Source organism: Streptomyces sirii, assembly GCF_045690365.1.
GTDB lineage: Bacteria > Actinomycetota > Actinomycetes > Streptomycetales > Streptomycetaceae > Streptomyces > Streptomyces sirii.
Genome location: NZ_CP147982.1, coordinates 60821 through 77332 on the forward strand (window position 1 = coordinate 60821; position 16512 = coordinate 77332).

15 protein-coding genes are annotated in these 16512 nt (G+C 71.1%); 11 read left to right on the top strand and 4 right to left on the bottom strand.

All coding sequences use genetic code 11. From position 1 onward, the window contains the following. Positions 1–5 precede the first annotated feature (5 nt). Complete coding sequence (locus WAB15_RS00290) at positions 6–1079, bottom strand: HpcH/HpaI aldolase/citrate lyase family protein (RefSeq protein WP_407284811.1); 1074 nt, start codon at positions 1077–1079, stop codon at positions 6–8. A 293-nt stretch (positions 1080–1372) separates the two neighbouring features. Here WAB15_RS00290 and WAB15_RS00295 point away from each other — a divergent pair, with 293 nt between their 5' ends. The 9 genes from WAB15_RS00295 (at position 1373) to WAB15_RS00335 (ending at position 10236) form a co-directional block, all read left to right on the top strand. Continuing rightward, positions 1373–2149 (top strand): IclR family transcriptional regulator, encoded by a 777-nt coding sequence (locus tag WAB15_RS00295; protein WP_407284812.1) that lies wholly within the window; start codon positions 1373–1375, stop codon positions 2147–2149. Positions 2150–2481: 332 nt separating this feature from the next. Then, on the top strand, positions 2482–3102 hold the full coding sequence (dhaL, locus tag WAB15_RS00300; RefSeq protein WP_407289128.1) for a dihydroxyacetone kinase subunit DhaL: 621 nt from the start codon (positions 2482–2484) through the stop codon (positions 3100–3102). Positions 3103–3189: 87 nt separating this feature from the next. After that, complete coding sequence (gene hppD, locus WAB15_RS00305) at positions 3190–4296, top strand: 4-hydroxyphenylpyruvate dioxygenase (RefSeq protein ID WP_399149245.1); 1107 nt, start codon at positions 3190–3192, stop codon at positions 4294–4296. Continuing rightward, positions 4293–5471, top strand: a complete 1179-nt coding sequence (locus WAB15_RS00310) for an alpha-hydroxy acid oxidase (RefSeq protein WP_407284813.1) — start codon at positions 4293–4295, stop codon at positions 5469–5471. Before hppD ends, WAB15_RS00310 begins: the two co-directional genes overlap by 4 nt. Continuing rightward, the gene (locus WAB15_RS00315; RefSeq protein WP_399149243.1) at positions 5468–6379 is read left to right on the top strand and encodes a phytanoyl-CoA dioxygenase family protein; all 912 of its coding nucleotides are present in this window, start codon (positions 5468–5470) and stop codon (positions 6377–6379) included. The genes WAB15_RS00310 and WAB15_RS00315 overlap by 4 nt, the downstream gene beginning before the upstream one ends. Next, the gene (locus WAB15_RS00320; protein WP_407284814.1) at positions 6376–7695 is read left to right on the top strand and encodes a PLP-dependent aminotransferase family protein; all 1320 of its coding nucleotides are present in this window, start codon (positions 6376–6378) and stop codon (positions 7693–7695) included. The genes WAB15_RS00315 and WAB15_RS00320 overlap by 4 nt, the downstream gene beginning before the upstream one ends. Beyond that, entirely contained in the window at positions 7692–8639 is a 948-nt protein-coding gene (locus WAB15_RS00325; RefSeq protein WP_407284815.1) for a DMT family transporter, read from the top strand. The genes WAB15_RS00320 and WAB15_RS00325 overlap by 4 nt, the downstream gene beginning before the upstream one ends. Positions 8640–8722: 83 nt before the next feature. Further along, positions 8723–9808, top strand: coding sequence for a prephenate dehydrogenase (locus tag WAB15_RS00330; protein ID WP_407284816.1), 1086 nt, complete (start codon positions 8723–8725; stop codon positions 9806–9808). A 53-nt stretch (positions 9809–9861) separates the two neighbouring features. Continuing rightward, positions 9862–10236, top strand: a complete 375-nt coding sequence (locus tag WAB15_RS00335; protein ID WP_407284817.1) for a 5-carboxymethyl-2-hydroxymuconate Delta-isomerase — start codon at positions 9862–9864, stop codon at positions 10234–10236. A gap of 37 nt (positions 10237–10273) precedes the next feature. On the opposite strand, the gene WAB15_RS00340 is transcribed toward WAB15_RS00335, so the two are convergent. Further along, positions 10274–11539 carry an MFS transporter gene (locus WAB15_RS00340; protein WP_407284818.1) on the bottom strand — a complete coding sequence of 422 codons (1266 nt, stop codon included), beginning with the start codon at positions 11537–11539 and terminating at the stop codon, positions 10274–10276. Positions 11540–11639: 100 nt separating this feature from the next. On the opposite strand from WAB15_RS00340, the gene WAB15_RS00345 reads away from it, so the two are divergent. Then, complete coding sequence (locus WAB15_RS00345; RefSeq protein ID WP_407284819.1) at positions 11640–12548, top strand: LysR family transcriptional regulator; 909 nt, start codon at positions 11640–11642, stop codon at positions 12546–12548. Positions 12549–12558: 10 nt separating this feature from the next. Here the strand turns inward: WAB15_RS00345 and WAB15_RS00350 are convergent, their stop codons facing one another. Continuing rightward, positions 12559–13704, bottom strand: a complete 1146-nt coding sequence (locus tag WAB15_RS00350; protein ID WP_399149236.1) for a hypothetical protein — start codon at positions 13702–13704, stop codon at positions 12559–12561. 45 nt (positions 13705–13749) lie between these two features. Continuing rightward, positions 13750–15354 (bottom strand): hypothetical protein, encoded by a 1605-nt coding sequence (locus tag WAB15_RS00355; protein ID WP_407284820.1) that lies wholly within the window; start codon positions 15352–15354, stop codon positions 13750–13752. A 333-nt stretch (positions 15355–15687) separates the two neighbouring features. Here WAB15_RS00355 and WAB15_RS00360 point away from each other — a divergent pair, with 333 nt between their 5' ends. Next, on the top strand, positions 15688–16503 hold the full coding sequence (locus WAB15_RS00360) for an endo alpha-1,4 polygalactosaminidase (RefSeq protein WP_407284821.1): 816 nt from the start codon (positions 15688–15690) through the stop codon (positions 16501–16503). The last annotated feature ends 9 nt before the right edge of the window (positions 16504–16512 follow it).

Consider the following 16512-nt stretch of genomic DNA (forward strand, 5'->3'; position numbering starts at 1 on the left):
GGGTCTTACTCCTTGTTCTGCAGGGTGTCGGCCGCCGCGTAGGCGTCGCGCAGTTCGGGGTCGCGGGAGGCGAGGGCGTCCGCCAGCTCGGCGACCACCTGGCACTGCTTGTACGTGGCGTCGTCCTGCATCTTGCCGTCGATCATCACCGCGCCGGTGCCGTCGCCCATCGCCTCGATGACCCTGCGGGCCCAGGCGACATCGGCGGGCGCGGGCGAGAAGACCTTCTTGGCGATCGCGATCTGCACCGGGTGCAGGCTCCAGGCGCCGACGCAGCCGAGCAGGAAGGCGTTGCGGAACTGGTCCTCGCAGGCGGTGGTGTCCTTGATGTCGCCGAACGGCCCGTAGTACGGGAGGATGCCGTGCGCCGCGCAGGCGTCCACCATCCGCGCGAGGGTGTAGTGCCACAGGTCCTGCTGGAAGGTGGCTCGCGGCGCGGCGTCGTCCTGGCCGTGCGGGTCCTCCCGGACCAGGTATCCGGGGTGTCCGCCACCGACCCGGGTGGTCTTCATCCGGCGGCTGGCGGCCAGGTCGGCGGGGCCGAGCGAGATGCCCTGCATCCGGGGGCTGGCCCCGGCGATCTCCTCCACGTTGGCGACGCCGGTGGCGGTCTCCAGGATGGCGTGCACCAGGATCGGCCGCTGGATCTGCGCCTTCGCCTCCAGCTGTGCGAGCAGCCGGTCGACGTAGTGGATGTCCTCGGCGCCCTCGACCTTCGGCACCATGATCACGTCCAGCTTGTCACCGATCTCGGTGACCAGCGTCAGCAGGTCGTCCAGCGCCCACGGCGAGTCCAGGCTGTTGATCCGGGTCCACAGCTGCGTCTCGCCGAACTCCGTTTTCTTGGCGATCTCCACCAGGCCCGACCTGGCCGCCTCTTTGCGGTCGGCTGCGACGGCGTCCTCCAGATTGCCGAGCAGTACGTCCACGGTGGGGGCGATGGCCGGCACCTTGGCCGCCATCTTCTCGTTGCCCGGGTCGAAGAAGTGGATCATCCGGGACGGCCGGAAAGGTACTTCACGCACGGGTGTCGGCGCGCCGACGGCCAGCGGGCGGAAGAAGTCCTTCGGAGAGCGCATGCAGTCTCCCTGGTCGGATCGAGGGGTGCGGGGCCACCGCCGGGTGTCCGGCGGCGCCATCCGGCCTCACTTTAGGCCCGCGGGGCGGTGACGCTACTGATCAGTATGTGTGCTGTTGGTCACCGAGTGGCTCAGGTGAGCGCAGTCGAACGGCCCAGGTGAGCGCACGGTCGGAGCTCGCCGGCTTGCCGATGCACCGGGGTGCGACACACGTACGATGCCGATCAGCGGTGTCATGAACAAGGACCCTACGGTTCGGAACGCCGTTCAGCAATACCGAACAAGGAGTGTTCATGGTCCAGGCGGTGCACAGGGCGTTCCACGTTCTCCGGGAACTCGCCACGGCGACACCGCGCTTGGGCGTGACGGAACTGGCCGACCGCGTCGGGGTGGCGAAGCCCACCGTCCACGCCCTCCTGCGCACCCTGGAGGCGGAGGGGATGGTCGTCCAGGACCGCGAGACGGGCAAGTACCGGCTGGGCCCCGGCCTGGTGACGCTGGGCAACGCCTACCTGGACTCGCACGAGCTGCGCACCCGCGCGGTGACCTGGGCCGACCTGCTCGCCACACAGGTCGGATCGGCCGTGTGGGTAGGCCTTTTGACGGGGCGTGAGGTCCTGGTCGTCCATCACGCCTTCCGGCCCGGCGGGTCGGTGCAGGTTCTGGAGACCGGAGCCACCCTGCCCTGGAACGCCTGCGCCCTGGGCAAGGCCATCGCGGCGTTCCTGCCCGCCGAGCGGCGCACGGGGCTGCTGGCGGGCGAGCTGCCCCGGGTCACCGGCGCCAGCATCGACGCCCCTGACCTGCTGACGGCCCAGCTGGACCGGGTGCGGGAGACCGGACACGCGGTGGACGAGCAGGAGTTGACGCTCGGCGACGCCGGCATCGCGGCGCCCGTGTTCGACCGTACCGGCGATGTCGCCGGCGCCATCGGACTGGTCGGCCCCGTCGAGCATCTGCTGACCGACACGGCACGTCAGGAGTGCGCGATCGCGGTCCGGCAGGTCGCCCGCAGCCTGTCGCGGGACCTGGGCGCACCGCGCAACGCGGGGCTGCGCGCCTCCGACTGACACCCCTTCCGCAGACCCTCGGGGTTCATCGGCGGTTCATCAACTCGCCGCCCCGGAGGGGCGGTTCACACCCGAATCCGCTACCCGTACGACCACTGCGCCGGAATCCCTTGACGGGGCCGGGGTCGCTGCGTTTTGCTTCTAAGGCATTCGGCAATGCCGAACAGCTTTCGGAAATGCGTCGGCTATCCGGCTCGCTGCGCAACGCTGCGGCACGGGGGATAGAAGGAGCGCCTGCCATGCCGGACCCTGCCAAAAAGTTCGACAACCTACCGCGCCATGACGGCGCACCCGCCGGAAATCCGGTGGATGTCCCGTTCGCTCTCGACTGGATGCACCGCACCACCGCGGCCATGATCCGGCAGCAGGAGCTCCTCACCAGGCTCGACGCGGCCATCGGGGACGGGGATCACGGGGCCAACATGGCCCGTGGCTTCACCGCGGTGGACGCCGCGCTCGACGGGGCCCCGCCGGCCGCGGCCTCGCTCGGCGCGCTGCTGGTGACCGCCGGGAACGCCCTGGTCGCGGTGGTCGGGGGCGCCTCCGGTCCGCTCTACGGCGGGGCGTTCCGAGCCCTCGGCGCGGCCCTCGGCACCTCGCCGGAGGTCGAGGCGGGCCGTTTCGCGGCGGGGCTCGCCGCGGCCCTCGACAGGATGCAGCAGCTGGGTGCCGCCGTACCCGGCGACAAGACCATGGTCGACGCGTTCTCCCCCGCGGTCGGCGCGTTCCGCGACGCTGCGGACTCCGGCGCCGACTTCCCCTCCTGCGCCGAAGCCGCGGCCCGGGCGGCCGAGGCCGGTATGCGGGCCACCGTTCCGCTCCAGGCCAGAAAGGGCCGGGCGGCCTACCTGGGGCTGCGCAGCATCGGCCACCAGGATCCCGGTGCCACCTCGACCGCCACCGTCTTCCACGCCCTCGCCGAGGCGGCGGGGGCGACTCCCCCTTCGCCCTGACGCCATAGCGACCTTCCCCCCGCAGCCATGCGCCGCGGGTCGGTCCGGCGTGCCCGTACACCCTCCCGAACGAGAGATTGGATCACTGTGACCGCGCATTCCATCGACCATGTGGAGTTCTTCGTAGGGGACGTCAATCAGGCATCCCACTACTACTGCGCGACCTACGGCTTCCAGGTGGTGGCCGAGGCGGGCCCGCTCACCGGGCTCGCCGGCGCCCGCTCGCTGGTGCTGGCGCACGGCGGGGTCCGCCTGGTGCTGACCTCCGCCCTGCACGCCGACCACGCCGCCTCGCACTTCGTACGCCGGCACGGCGACGGTGTACGCGATGTGGCCCTGCGGTCCACCGACGCGGTCGGCGACTTCGAGCGGGCGGTGGCCGCGGGAGCGGACGCCGTCGCGACGCCGGAGACGTTCGAGGACGGCGGGGGGCGGGTGGTCCGGGCCACCGTCGCCGCCACCAACGACCTGGTCCACACCTTCGTCGAGCGTGACGATCCGTCAGGGGACTTCCTGCCCGGGCGCTATCTGCCGGTCATCGACGAGGTCGCGCCGGACCCCGGGCTGCTGCGCTCGGTCGACCATCTGGCCCTGTGCCTGCGTCCCGGGTCGCTGGACGCCATGGTCGACTTCTACCGGCGGGCGCTGGGGCTGCAGCACACCTACGACGAGTACATCGTCGTCGGCGGCCAGGCGATGGCGTCGAAGGTCGTCCAGGACGAGACCAGGGGTATCACCTTCACCATGGTGGAGCCCGACCCCGTCGGCGACCGCGGGCAGCTCCACGACTTCCTCGACGGCTTCGACGGGCCGGGCGTGCAGCATGTGGCGTACGGCACGGACGAGATCGTCCGGGCGGCGCGTGAACTGCGCGGCTCCGGAGTGCAGTTGCTCTCGGCGCCGGCCGGCTACTACGCCACGCTGGCCGAGCGCGGCATCGAGGTGGACATCGACCCGGCGGTGCTGGAGGAGCTGGGCCTGCTGGCCGACCGCGACGAATGGGGCCAGCTGGTGCAGGTGTTCACCCGCTCCCCCTACGCCCGCCGGACGGTGTTCTTCGAGCTGATCCAGCGGCTTCAGGCCCGCACCTTCGGCAGCGGCAACATCAAGGCCCTCTACGAGGCCAAGGAGCGCGAGCGGGCCGCCGATCCACAGGCCGCCGTCCCGGTCGGCGCCGCGCGGACCGGCGCATGAACGCGCCGACCGACCGGGCCGCGCCCGCGCACCCCGCCGACGGCCCGGAGCAGGAGCCGCTGTCCCCACGCGACTACGCGACGGCGGCCCGGGCCGAGCTGGACCCGGCGGTGTGGGACTACATCGCAGGCGGCAGCGGCGACGAGGTGACGCTGCGCGGCGAGCGCGCGGCCTACGACCGATACCGGCTGCGCCCCCGCACCCTGGTAGATGTCTCGTACTGCGAACTCGGCACCACGCTGCTCGGCCGTCCGGTGGCCCTGCCCATCGGCATCGCGCCCATGGCGTACCACCGCCTGGTCGACGCGGAGGGCGAGACCGCCACCGTCCGCGCGGCCGGTGCGCTGGACGCCCTCACGATCACCAGCACCTTCGCCAGCAGGACGCTGGAGGAGACCGCCCGGGCCGCGTCCGGTCCGCTGTGGCTGCAGCTCTACGTGCTGCGCGAGCGGAAGGTGACCGAGTCGCTGGTCCGACGGGCGGAGGCGGCGGGCTACCGCGCCCTGGTCATCACCGTCGACGCCCCGCGGATGGCACGCCGGGAGCGCGATCTGCGCAACGGCTTCCACCTTCCGTCCCACATCCGGCCGGCCAACCTCGACGACGAGCACACCGGCGGTCTGCACACCGGCCGCGCCGGCGGCTCGACGCTGGCCGCGCACGCCGACCGACACCACGACGCCGCGTTCACCTGGCAGGACCTGGCCTGGCTGCGCTCGCTGACCGGCCTGCCCCTGGTCCTCAAGGGCGTGCTCACCGCGCAGGACGCCCGGCAGGCGGCCGACCTCGGAGTCGAGGGCCTGATCGTGTCCACGCACGGCGGACGCCAACTCGACGGCGCCATCGCCGCGTTGGACGCCCTGCCCGAGGTGGTCGCGGCCGTCCCGGACGCCTGTGAGGTGCTCGTCGACGGCGGCGTCCGCCGCGGTACGGACGTGCTCAAGGCGCTGGCGCTCGGGGCCCGCGCGGTGCTGGTGGGCCGCCCGGTCCTGTGGGGCCTCGCGGTCGGCGGTGCCGCCGGCGCCGAACGCGTCCTGACCACGCTGCGCGACGAACTGGCCGAGGCGATGGCGCTGACCGGCCGCCCCCGCATCGACACGATCGGCCCGGACCTCCTCCACCGCTCCCCCGACCCCGCGTACCCCCTCACCCCCGACGACAGGGACATGGCATGACGCACGCACCGTACCCGCTGACCGCCGCCGAGCAGGCGCTGCTGCCCACCGACGAGGAGGTGGAGTTCTACCAGGAGCACGGCTGGTATCTGTCGAAGAAGCTGCTCACCGACGAGGAGGTCGACCTGCTGAACTCCGCCGCCGACCGCTTCTACGCCGGCCACCGGGACCGTACTCTGCCCGCCCGGCCGCCGCGGCTGGCCTACTGGGAGCCCGAGCAGGGCGATGTGCACCGGCACAACGACTACGTCTTCTACGAGGACGACGCCATCCGCAGCGTCCTGGCCAAGCCCGTCATCGCGGCGGTCGCGGCCCGGATCGCGCAGAGCAGCCAGATACGACTGTGGAACAGCACCCTCATCCACAAGCCGCCGCGGGCGGACGACGCCCGCAACATCGTGCCCTGGCACTTCGACCGGCACTACTGGCAGACCTGCTCCTCCGACGAGATGCTCACCGCGTTCATCCCCTTCCACGACTGCGACGAGGAGATGGGGACGATCACGATGATCGACGGCAGTCACCGCTGGAAGGAGATCGGCGGCGACGACTCCACCAGCCGGCACTTCGCCGAGCGGGACCGCTCGGAGCTGGAGCAGATGCTCTCCGAGAATGCCGCATACAACCAGGCGGAAGTGCGCAAGGTTCCGGTCGACATCCCCAAGGGCCACATCAGCTTCCATCACTGCCGCACCTACCACGGCAGCGGTTACAACGTCAGCGACCGCCCCCGCCGCGCCATCTCGCTGCATCTGCAGGACCGGACCAACCGGTGGCGGCGATTCGGGCTGTCCTCCGGCGAGCGCGTCGTCTACAACAACGATGTGCTGGTCCGCGCGGACGCACACGGCAACCCCGACTACACCGACCCGGAATTCTGCCCCGTCCTCTGGGAGGACCCCCGGTGACCGACGCCTCCCCCACCACCGTGCTGTCGGCCGAGCGGCTGCACGGCTCGCTCGGCGACCCGCTGATGGAGGTGATGAACTTCCTCAACGAGGTCACCTCCCGCTACCCGGACGCGATCTCCTTCGGCCCCGGCCGCCCGTACGAAGGGCTCTTCGAGGTCGACCGGATCGGCGACTACCTGGATGCCTACCGGCGGTACCTCGCCGAGGAGGCGGGCCACACCCCGGACGAGATCCGCACACTGCTCTTCCAGTACGGGCGCACCAACGGCCAGATCCACGAACTGGTGGCCCGCGCCCTGCGCAACGACGAGGGCATCGAGGCGGATCCGCGGTCCCTTGTGGTGACCGTGGGCTGCCAGGAGGGCATGTTCCTGGTCCTGCGGGCGCTGTTCGCCGACCCCGCGGACGTGCTTCTGGTCTCCTCCCCCTGCTACGTCGGCATCACGGGAGCGGCCCGGCTGCTGGACATCGAGACCGTGCACGTCCCCGAGGGCGAGCGGGGCGCCGACCCGGACGCGCTGCGCGAGACGGTCGCCGCGCTGCGGGCGGCCGGCAAGCGCCCCCGCGCGTTCTACGTGGTGCCGGACTTCTCCAACCCCACCGGCAGCTGTCTGCCCACTGCCGACCGCCGTCGGCTGCTGGAGGTGGCCGAGGAAGCGGATCTGCTGCTCCTGGAGGACAACCCGTACGGCTTCTTCACCCGCACCGGCACCGGACTGCCCACGCTCAAGGCGCTGGACACCCGACGGCGGGTGATCTACCTGGGCTCCTTCGCCAAGACCTGCTTCCCCGGTGCCCGGGTCGGCTATGTGATCGCCGACCAGCACGTTCAGGCGGCGGACGGCGGACGCACCCTTCTCGCGGACGAACTGTCCAAGATCAAGGGCATGGTGACGGTGAACACCCCGGCGCTCAGCCAGGCGGTCATCGGGGGCATGCTGCTCACCCATGACTTCCGGCTGCGGGAGGCCAACAAGCCGGCCGCCGACTTCTACCAGGAGAACCTGGCGGTCCTGCTCGACCGCCTCGACACACTGCTGCCACGCGAGCGGCGGGAGGCCGCGGGAATCAGCTGGAACGTGCCCGAGGGCGGGTTCTTCCTCACCCTGGCCCTCCCGGTCGCGGCGGACAATGATCTCCTGGAGGCGTCCGCCCGCGAACACGGAGTGATCTGGACCCCCATGAACTACTTCTATCCGCCCGGAGACGGCGGACGTCACCAAATACGGCTCTCCTTGAGCTATCTGACGCCGGCGCAGATCGCCGAGGGCGCCCGCCGGCTGGTGGAGCTGCTCGAACGGAGCTGCCTGTGAACGCCGTTCTGTATGTCGTGACGGTGCTGATCTGGGGCTCTACCTGGCTGGCGATCAAGGGCCAGCTGGGCGAGGTGCACCCCACGGCGTCGATCGCGTACCGGTTCGCGCTGGCCGCCGTGATCCTGCTGGCGTGGGCCCGTGTGCGCGGGCTGCCGCTGCGCTACCCCCTGCGGGTGCACGGCCAGTTCGTCCTGATGGGCGGGCTGATGTTCTCCTCCAACTTCGTCTGCTTCTACTTCGCCGAGCAGCATCTGACCACCGGCCTCGTCTCGATCGTCTTCGCGATGTCGCTGCTGGTGAACATGGTCTTCGCCCGCCTGTTCTTCCGGCGCACGATCACCGCGAAGATGCTGGTCGGCGGGGGCGTCGGGCTGCTGGGGATCGTCACCGTGTTCTGGCCGGAGTTCCAGAACTTCGGGCTCTCCTCCGGGTCGGGGCAGGGCATCGTGCTCTCGGCCATCGGCACCCTGGTCTTCTGCCTGGGCAATGTGGTGTCCGGCAAGACCCAGGCCGCGGGGGTCCCGGTGATCCAGGGCACGGGCTACGCCATGGCCTACGGAGCGCTGCTGATGGCGCCGTTCGCCGCGGTCTTCGGCCACGGGGCGCTGTTCCAGCCGACGCTGAAGTACACCGGATCGCTTGTCTACCTCGCCGTCTTCGGCTCGGTCGTCGGCTTCGGCGCGTATCTCACCCTGCTCGGCAGGATCGGGGGCGAGCGCGCCGCCTATGCGATGGTGCTCTTCCCGATCGTGGCGCTGCTGCTCTCCACGGTGTTCGAGGCGTTCCGGTGGACGGCGCGGGACCTGGCGGGGGTCGCACTGATCCTGATCGGCAACGCCGTGATGCTGGCCGACCCCGCGCTGCTGCGGCGGCTGGCCCGCCGGCCGGTCGCCGCGGAACCGGAGCCGGAGTCGGCGGTCCAGGCGTCGGCCGACCGGTAGCCCCCTTCCGAGCCCGTGCGGACTCGCACCGGCCGGGCCCGCACGGGTCCGCCACCCACCCCTGATGGCCGAGGAGCCCTTCCTTGCATACCGCTGCAGTCGTCGGCACCGGTCTCATCGGTACCTCGATCGCCCTGGCCCTGACCGGCCGGGGAGTGACCGCCCATCTGATCGACCACGACCCCGACAGCGTGCGCATCGCCGCCGCACGCGGAGCGGGCACCCCCGAGCCGCCGGCGGCGCCGGTGGACATCGCCGTCATCGCCGTCCCGCCGTCGCTGATCGCCCGGACCATCGCGGACCAGCAAAAAGCCGAGCTGGCCCGGGTGTACACGGACGTGGCGAGCGTGAAGTCCCTGGTGCACGCCGAATGTCTGGCCCTCGGTTGCGACACCACCACCCTGGTGGGCGGGCACCCGCTGGCCGGCCGGGAGCGCTCGGGCCCGCTCGCGGCCCGCGCCGATCTCTTCCAGGACCACCACTGGGTGCTCACCCCCACCCCGGAGACCGGCGAGCATGCGCTCAACCGCGCCTTGGAACTCGTCTCGCTGTGCAACGCGGTGCCGGTGCTGCTGGATCCGCCCGACCACGACCGTGCCGTGGCACTGGTCTCCCATCTGCCGCACCTGATGGCGAGCCTCACCGCCGCCCGCCTCCTGGACGGCGAGGACTACGCGGTGCGGCTGGCCGGCCGCGGCATGCGGGACGTGACCCGGGTCGCGGCCGGCGACGCCGCCCTGTGGGCGGACATCCTCGCCGCCAACGCCGCCGCGCTCGCCCCGCTGCTCGCCCGGCTCAGCACGGACCTGGAGACCGCGGCCGACGCCCTGGCCCGCCTGGCCGGCGACGACCCGGAACCGCAGCACGACGCGCTGGCCGACCTGTCCGACGTGCTGCGGCGCGGCATCGGGGGCCGGGCCCGGATCGCGCCCTCGTACGGCGGCGCCGCGGCGCGTCCCCCCACCGTGCTGTCGGTCGCCGTCGGCGGCCGGCACCAGGAACTCCGGCGGCTGCTCGACGACGTGGGCGAGGCCCGGCTCGACCTGGAGGACATGGTCCTTCCGGACGCACCGGCGTCGCCGGACGGCTCGGTCGGGCTCGTGGTGGCCCCGGACGTCGCCCACCCGCTCACCGAAGCACTCAGAAGCCGGGGCTGGGCGGTCCGTTAGTGTCCCTCCCCGTACACCCGTCTGTGTCCACCAGTTGGAAGGAGAACGAGAGAATGCCGCACATCCTCGTCGACTACGACGAAGCACTGCAGGAGTCCTTCGATCGCCGTGGCTTCGCCCGCGAACTGCACAAGCTGGCCGCCGAGACGGTCGACGGCATCACCGTCGAGAGCTGCAAGACCCGTTTCCGCCGCGTCGACGAGGCCGTCATCGCGCACGACGAGCCCGGACACGCGCTGATCCACGTGGAGTTCGCGATCCTGCCCGGGCGCGGCACACCGACCAAGTCGGCGCTGAGCCGGGCGGTCCTGGACCTGGTGCGGCGCCACACCGCTTCGGCGACCGCCGTGGCGGTCCATGCCTCCGTGGACATCCGCGACCTGAGCGAGGCGTACGCCATGCATGTGGCGCCGGTGAGGGACCGTTGACGCTCCTCGTCTCCTCCGAGGCCGCCGTCAGCGGGCCTCAGCGGCCGTAGCGGTTCAGCAGCCCGAACACCGCGCAGACCAGCACCGCCAGCCCCGCGCCCGCCCCGAGGAGCGCCGGCACCCCGAGCCCTGCGGAGAACAGCGCGGCGAGGGCGTACGGGGTGAACATGCCGGTGTAGGCCAGCGTCCAGAACAGGGAGGTCAGACGGGCCAGGTGTGCCCTCGGGGCGAGGGCGGCGACCTCGGTGAGGCCGAAGCTCAGGGTCAGCCCGTAGCCGGCGCCGAGGATCGCGGCCGCGGCGAGCGCGAGCCACGGCTGCTCGGCGGCCGCGGCGGGTGCGGCGCAGGTGAGCCCGGCCGCGATGACCAGGAGCCCGGCGACACCGTTGGCCAGCCGGTGCCGGGTGGCGAGGTGGCGGGCCAGTGGCTGGACGACCAGCCCGGCTCCGGGGACGACGGCGGTGGCGACGCCGGCGTAGACGGTCTGCCACCCCGCCATTCCGCCGTCGACCAGGCCGGGCAGGGTCACAAAGCCGATCGTCGGGGCCGCGAACACCCAGGGGGCGACCGGCAGTACCGACCGCCAGAACCGCGCCCGTGCGAAGGTCTCCGGTGCGGCGGGGGCGGCCCCTTCGGTCGGCCGGGTCCGCGCCGGCCGGGACTCCGGTGCGCCGTACGCGGCCGCGCCCGCCCCGATGGCCAGGACGAGGTGCGGCAGATACGCGGTGAGCATCGGGTACGGCGCCCACTGGGCGATCAATGAGGCGATCAGCCCTCCCGAGGCGAAGCCCGCGGAGACGAACATCCCGGACCGCTTGGCGGCCGTGCCCGGCGAGGTGGTCGGGTCGTACGGCGGTGAGGACAGCTCCTTGACCCATGCGCTGCCGGCGGCCAGCAGGGCGCCCGCGCCGAGGCCGGTCAGGAAGCGGCCCGGCAGCAGGCACCAGGTGGCGGCCGAGCCCGCCATGAGCAGGCAGGTCGACAGCAGGTTGACGACCAGGGCGAGGAGCGCGACGGGGCGGCGGCCGCATCGGTCGGCCAGTGGGCCGCCGGTCAGCAGCCCGGGGATCAGTCCGATGACGTACACCGCGAACAGGCCGGTCACCGCGGACTCCGACAGGCCCATCTCGGTGCGGTAGGCGCCCAGCAGGGCGGAGAACTGGTTGGCGCTCCATCCGGAGGCCAGCATCATCAGGGCGACGCGTCGCCCGTAGCGGCGCGGCGGTGGCGCGGGTGCGGGATCGGTGGTGCGGTCGCCGGCGAACGGCTCGGGCCTTGCCGATGGCTTGATCGTGCTGCTCATGGCGCTCAGTCTCCGCGCCGCCGGTCCGCCGGCGCGGCCCGCGTTCACGATTCGTGAATGCCCGTTCGAACCGCCCACCTGTGCCTTTAGGGTGGTTGACATGGACCTTCGCTTGCTGTCGTCCTTCCTGGCGGTGGTCGAGGAAGGACATTTCAAACGGGCGGCCGCGCGGCTGTTCCTCTCCCCTCCCGCGGTCACCCAGCATGTGCGCCAGCTCGAAGCCGAGCTCGGCACCCGGCTGCTGCACCGCAACCCGGTCTCCCCCACCCGGGCCGGAGCGCGGCTGGCCGGGCACGCACGTACCCTGCTGGCCGCCGCGAACGCCGCGCTGGACGACATCGCCGACGTCATACGCGAGCCCCTGGACGAGGTCACCCGCCCGCTGCGGATCGGCATCATGGGCCATGGTTCGGCGGAGTTGACACCGGCCGCGATCAACGCCTTCCGGCGGGCCCGCCCCGGCGTCCCCGTCGAGCTGCGGCAGCTGAACTTCACCGAGCACGTCACCGCGCTGACCGAGGACCGGGTGGATATCGCGTTCGTGCGGCCGGCACCGGACGACGAGCGGGTCGTCGCGGACGTGCTCACCACGGAGCAGCGCATCGTCGCGGTGCCGGAGGCGTCGGTGATCGCGGACGCCCGCGAGGAGGGGGTGCGCCTGGCGGGCATCATCGACCTGCCGTTCGTCCGGGTGCCGGGTCACACGCCGGCCCCGTTCACGGACTACCTGTACTTCGATCATGAGGCGCAGCGCCGCAGCCCGGACTGTGCGCTGACGCCCCACGAGGTGCTGACCGGCGTGATCACCGGCCGCGCGGCAGGCTCGGGGCTGAAGTCCTTCGCCCGCTACTACGCGTGGCCGGGGGCGGCGTTCGTTCCGGTGCTGGACGCCCCCTGGGAGAGCAGCTACCTCGCCGTACGGGCGGACGACGCGAATCCGGAGGTGAAGATCTTCCGGGCCCTGACCATGGCGCTGGCACCGGAGCTGAGGCCCCGCATCGAGCGGTGAGCGCGCGCCGTCAGGCATTCCGGGTGGGCCGCAGGGCCCGTCCGGGGGCGGTGCCGAGGTATCCGTAGGCGGAGAAGGCGCTGGCGACGAAGGCCTCCTCCGGGCGGGCGAGTTCGGTGGCGGCCTCCTGTTTGCAGGCGGTCTGCGGCTCGGTGGCACTCTGGCCGAAGCGGCAGGCGACGGCGATGAGCTTGATGGTGATGAAGTCGGCGATCTGGGCGCCGAATTGGATGGGCCGGCCGTTGATGGTGATGTCGCCGACGGTGAAGTTCTTGTCGGCGGGGACCTCGTAGACGGCGCGTACGCGGTGGTCGGCCTCGCCGCGTTCGTAGGTCCAGTAGCTCTGCGGGTCGGAGCCGTCGGGGGTGGCCCAGCCCTCGGTGGACAGGCCGTCGAAGTAGAGGCCTACGGGGTCGGCGAGGCTGATGGACGCCTTCTGACGGGCGAGGGCGTTGACCGACGCGCCGATGTGGGGGTCGCTGTTGCGCTCGGCCTGGCCGTAGGCGCTGCACTTGATGAGCTCCTGCTCGGCGGTCAGCTCCGTTCCGTCGATGACCCGGCGGATGGTGCCCGCGGCGGCCAGTTCGATCTCGGCGGCGAGGGTGTTGTTCTTCTGGATGAGGTGCATCGCACCGTTCGTCGTGGTGCTGTTCCACTTGTTGGCCCGGTCGTACGCGCCGTTGACGAAGAGGTCGCTCTCCTGCACGTCGGGGCTGATGTGCCGGCGGTAGAGGCTCAGGACGGTCTCCGGGCTGGTCTTCGCGAGGACGTCCCAGTACTCGGGGCTCTCGCAGGTGAAGGCCGCCTTGGTGATCTTGCCGTCGCGGCGGGTGACGCTCCACTCGCAGTACTCGTCCTGGGCCTTGCGGCTGGCCTCGGCCTTCTTCCAGCGCTGCGCGTCGGATGGGGAGCTGATCTTGAGGATCCGGGGGAAGGCCGTCCAGCTGACGGTGGCGGTCCGGGCGTCGGCGGCGGTGTCGGTCTTGGTGAGGTTGTAGAACTGCGACCGCGGGGCGTCGTGGAGCACCTCGCCGGGGTCGGGGCCCTGGATGGCGGCGTCGATGTTGTCGGAGACGAAGACGTCCCACGCCTTGCGGCCGAATTCGCCGAGGTCGGTCAGTCCCCCGGGCGGTCCGTAGCTGCTGATGGTGGTCATGGTGGTGGTGCTCCTCGGATCTGTGCGGCCGCGGTGGCGGCGTCCTCAGGGCTGGTCGGTCACGGTGGCGTCCTCGCGCATCCGCAGCGGCGGGGCGGTGGCGGGGATGTCGGTGGTGGGCAGGGTCAGCTCGAATTCGTGGAGCTTCAGGGCCTTGAACTGCCTGCGGCGTGACTCGGCCAGCAGGACGTAGTCGTCGAAGCCTTCTCGTGTGGTGATCCGTTGCCGGACCTTCGCCAGATAGTCGGTGATCCGGCGGGAGAAGTCCTCGCGCCAAGTGGCGTCCGGGAGGCTCCAGTTAGCCGCGAACTGGGCTTCGGGGCTGTAGGTGGTCAGCTGGCCGGCGGCCGCCAGGATGCGCTCGGCGATCCGGTCGCCGAGTCCTTCGGCGGCGGTGGCCTCGGTGGGCACGTACCGCATCAGCCGGGCGCGGTGGGCGCTGAAGACGGGGTTGGGGAAGTCGACCATCAGCGCGCAGGCGGCGAACTTCGCTGAGATCAGCCCGTGTTCGCACATGGCCCGTACGACGCTGTTGTCCTCCAGGGCGGCTTCGGGCACCACGAAGGCGAAGAAGGTGTCTCCGGGCCGGCTGAAGCCGCTGGCCTTCTCCTCCAGCCGGAAGCCGAAGGTGTCGAGGCTGTCGGCGTAGAGGGTGGCGGTGGTGGCCGGGACGGTGGCGTCCACCTCGATCCCGAGATCGTCGAGCAGCGCGTCGTTGTTCAGCCAGAAGCCCATCGGCAGCGGCAGCGGATCGTCGCCGTCCCGGCCGACTGCCGCGCTCTGGGCGGCGGTGCTGGTGAGGTTGACGGCCGTCGTGGTGAACAGCTGACGCAGGAGGTGGTCCGGGTTCTCCACGGTGGCGCCGGCGGTGACCGCGCGCAGCCGGGCCCGGCTCCAGCGGTCGATCTGGGCCCGGACCGTCGATTCCAGGTTCTCCGCGCCGATCACCCGCTGGTACAGGGGGTTCTCCCGCAGGGGGTCGTCCGCGTCGAGTCGGATGGCGGCGGACTGGGACTGCCAGTTGATCCAGGGTTGCTTCAGTTCCTTCATCACGACGCTGCCGTTGACGTGGCTGTCGAAGCAGCCGCTGCCGCGGGAGGCGGCGGCCAGCGCGTCCCAGGAGTTGCCGGTCCACACCCAGGCGGGGGTGATCCGCATGTAGTAGTTGAAGACCTGGTTCGCCTCGTCCCAGGCGGCGACCTGGAGGAACGTGGTCCTGGGGTCGCTGTTGGCGCCGGTGCTGATCAGCAGGTCGGCCTCGTTGCCCCGTACGGCGTAGGTGAGGGCGAAGCGGATGTCCCGTCGCAGGTGCGGCGCGTCGGTGGGCGGGATCGTGCCCGACTCGCTCACCAGATAGACCTTGGGCTGATCCGCGACGCGGGGAAGTCCGTCCAGGATTTCCTCCACGGCCATGGGGAAGCTGTTCCGCTGGAAGAACACGGTGGCCATAGGATCCCCCAGGGCGGCGAGTTCCTTCTCGCTCACTTCCCTGGCGTGCCGGTCCACTCCGCTCACCCTGCGGTAGAGCCGGGTGTCCCGCAGCGCGGGATGTCCGGGCCCGAGGTCGTCCTCGATGTGCTCCGCTAAGCGTCCGTCAGGGACGTGCAGCCAAGCCGTCGCCCGGCGCCGTTCCGAAAACTCCTCGGGCATTCCCGTCCTCTCGCCACCCGCCCGGTTTCAGGGAAGTGAAAGCCGTCATTTCCGCTGGATCAGCGCTGTCGGCGTCCGGTGGCAGTATGAACGTCGTATGGAAAAGACCCGATGAGCCTCGCCGCTGCGGATGCGACGCCATGCGATTGCGTGAGTGGCAGAGGGATCGCGGGGCCGAGTAGTCGAGCGGGGAAATCGCCAAGGGGGCGGGCAGCTGATGGGCCGTTCGGGGAGCGGATTCGAGCGCGACTGATGAGCTGATCGGGGATTACCTCGCCGCGCCGGAGTCACCCGGACGGCGAGGTCCCAGCCCCCCACGCGTAGGCTCCGGCCATGCCCCCGCTCCGCCCCTTCGCCATAGGCGCCGCTGTCCTGGCCCTGGCTCTCTGCACGGCGTGCTCCGCCGCCCGCCCCCAGCAGGACACCGGCTCCGTCCGGCCGCCGGCCGCGAACGCCGTATTCGACTATCAGCTCGGCGGCGCCTATTCACCACCCCGAAACGTACGGGCCGTCTCCCGCGACCGCACCGCAAAGCCCGTGCCCGGTCTCTACAACATCTGCTACGTCAATGCCTTCCAGGCCCAGCCCGACGACACCGACACCTGGCAGGCCCGCCACCCCGAACTCCTGCTGCGTGATGACGACGGAAAGCCCGTCATCGACCAGGACTGGGACGAGCCCCTGCTCGATATCTCCACCGCCGCGAAGCGCAAGTCTCTGATGGACGTCGTCGGCCCCTGGATCGACGGCTGCGCGAAGGCCGGATACGACGCCGTGGAACCCGACAACCTCGATTCCTACGAACGTTCCCGGAACAAGCTCAGCGCCCGTCATGCGGCCGCCTTCGCCGAACTCCTCGCGCGCCGCGCACATCAGCGACACCTGGCCATCGCCCAGAAGAACACCACCGATCTGCTGTCCCGGCGCAAGCGCATCGGCTTCGACTTCGCCGTCGTCGAAGAATGCACCCGCTACAAGGAATGCACCGATTTCGCGGACGCCTACGACAACAGAATCTTCGTCGTCGAGTACCGGAAGCAGGACTTCGCCGCAGCCTGCCGCTCCTGGGGCAAGCGCCTGTCCATCACCCTGCGCGATCGCGATGTCCGGCCGTCCGGCGCCGACGGCTACACCGACGAGCGCTGCTGAGCCGGCGCG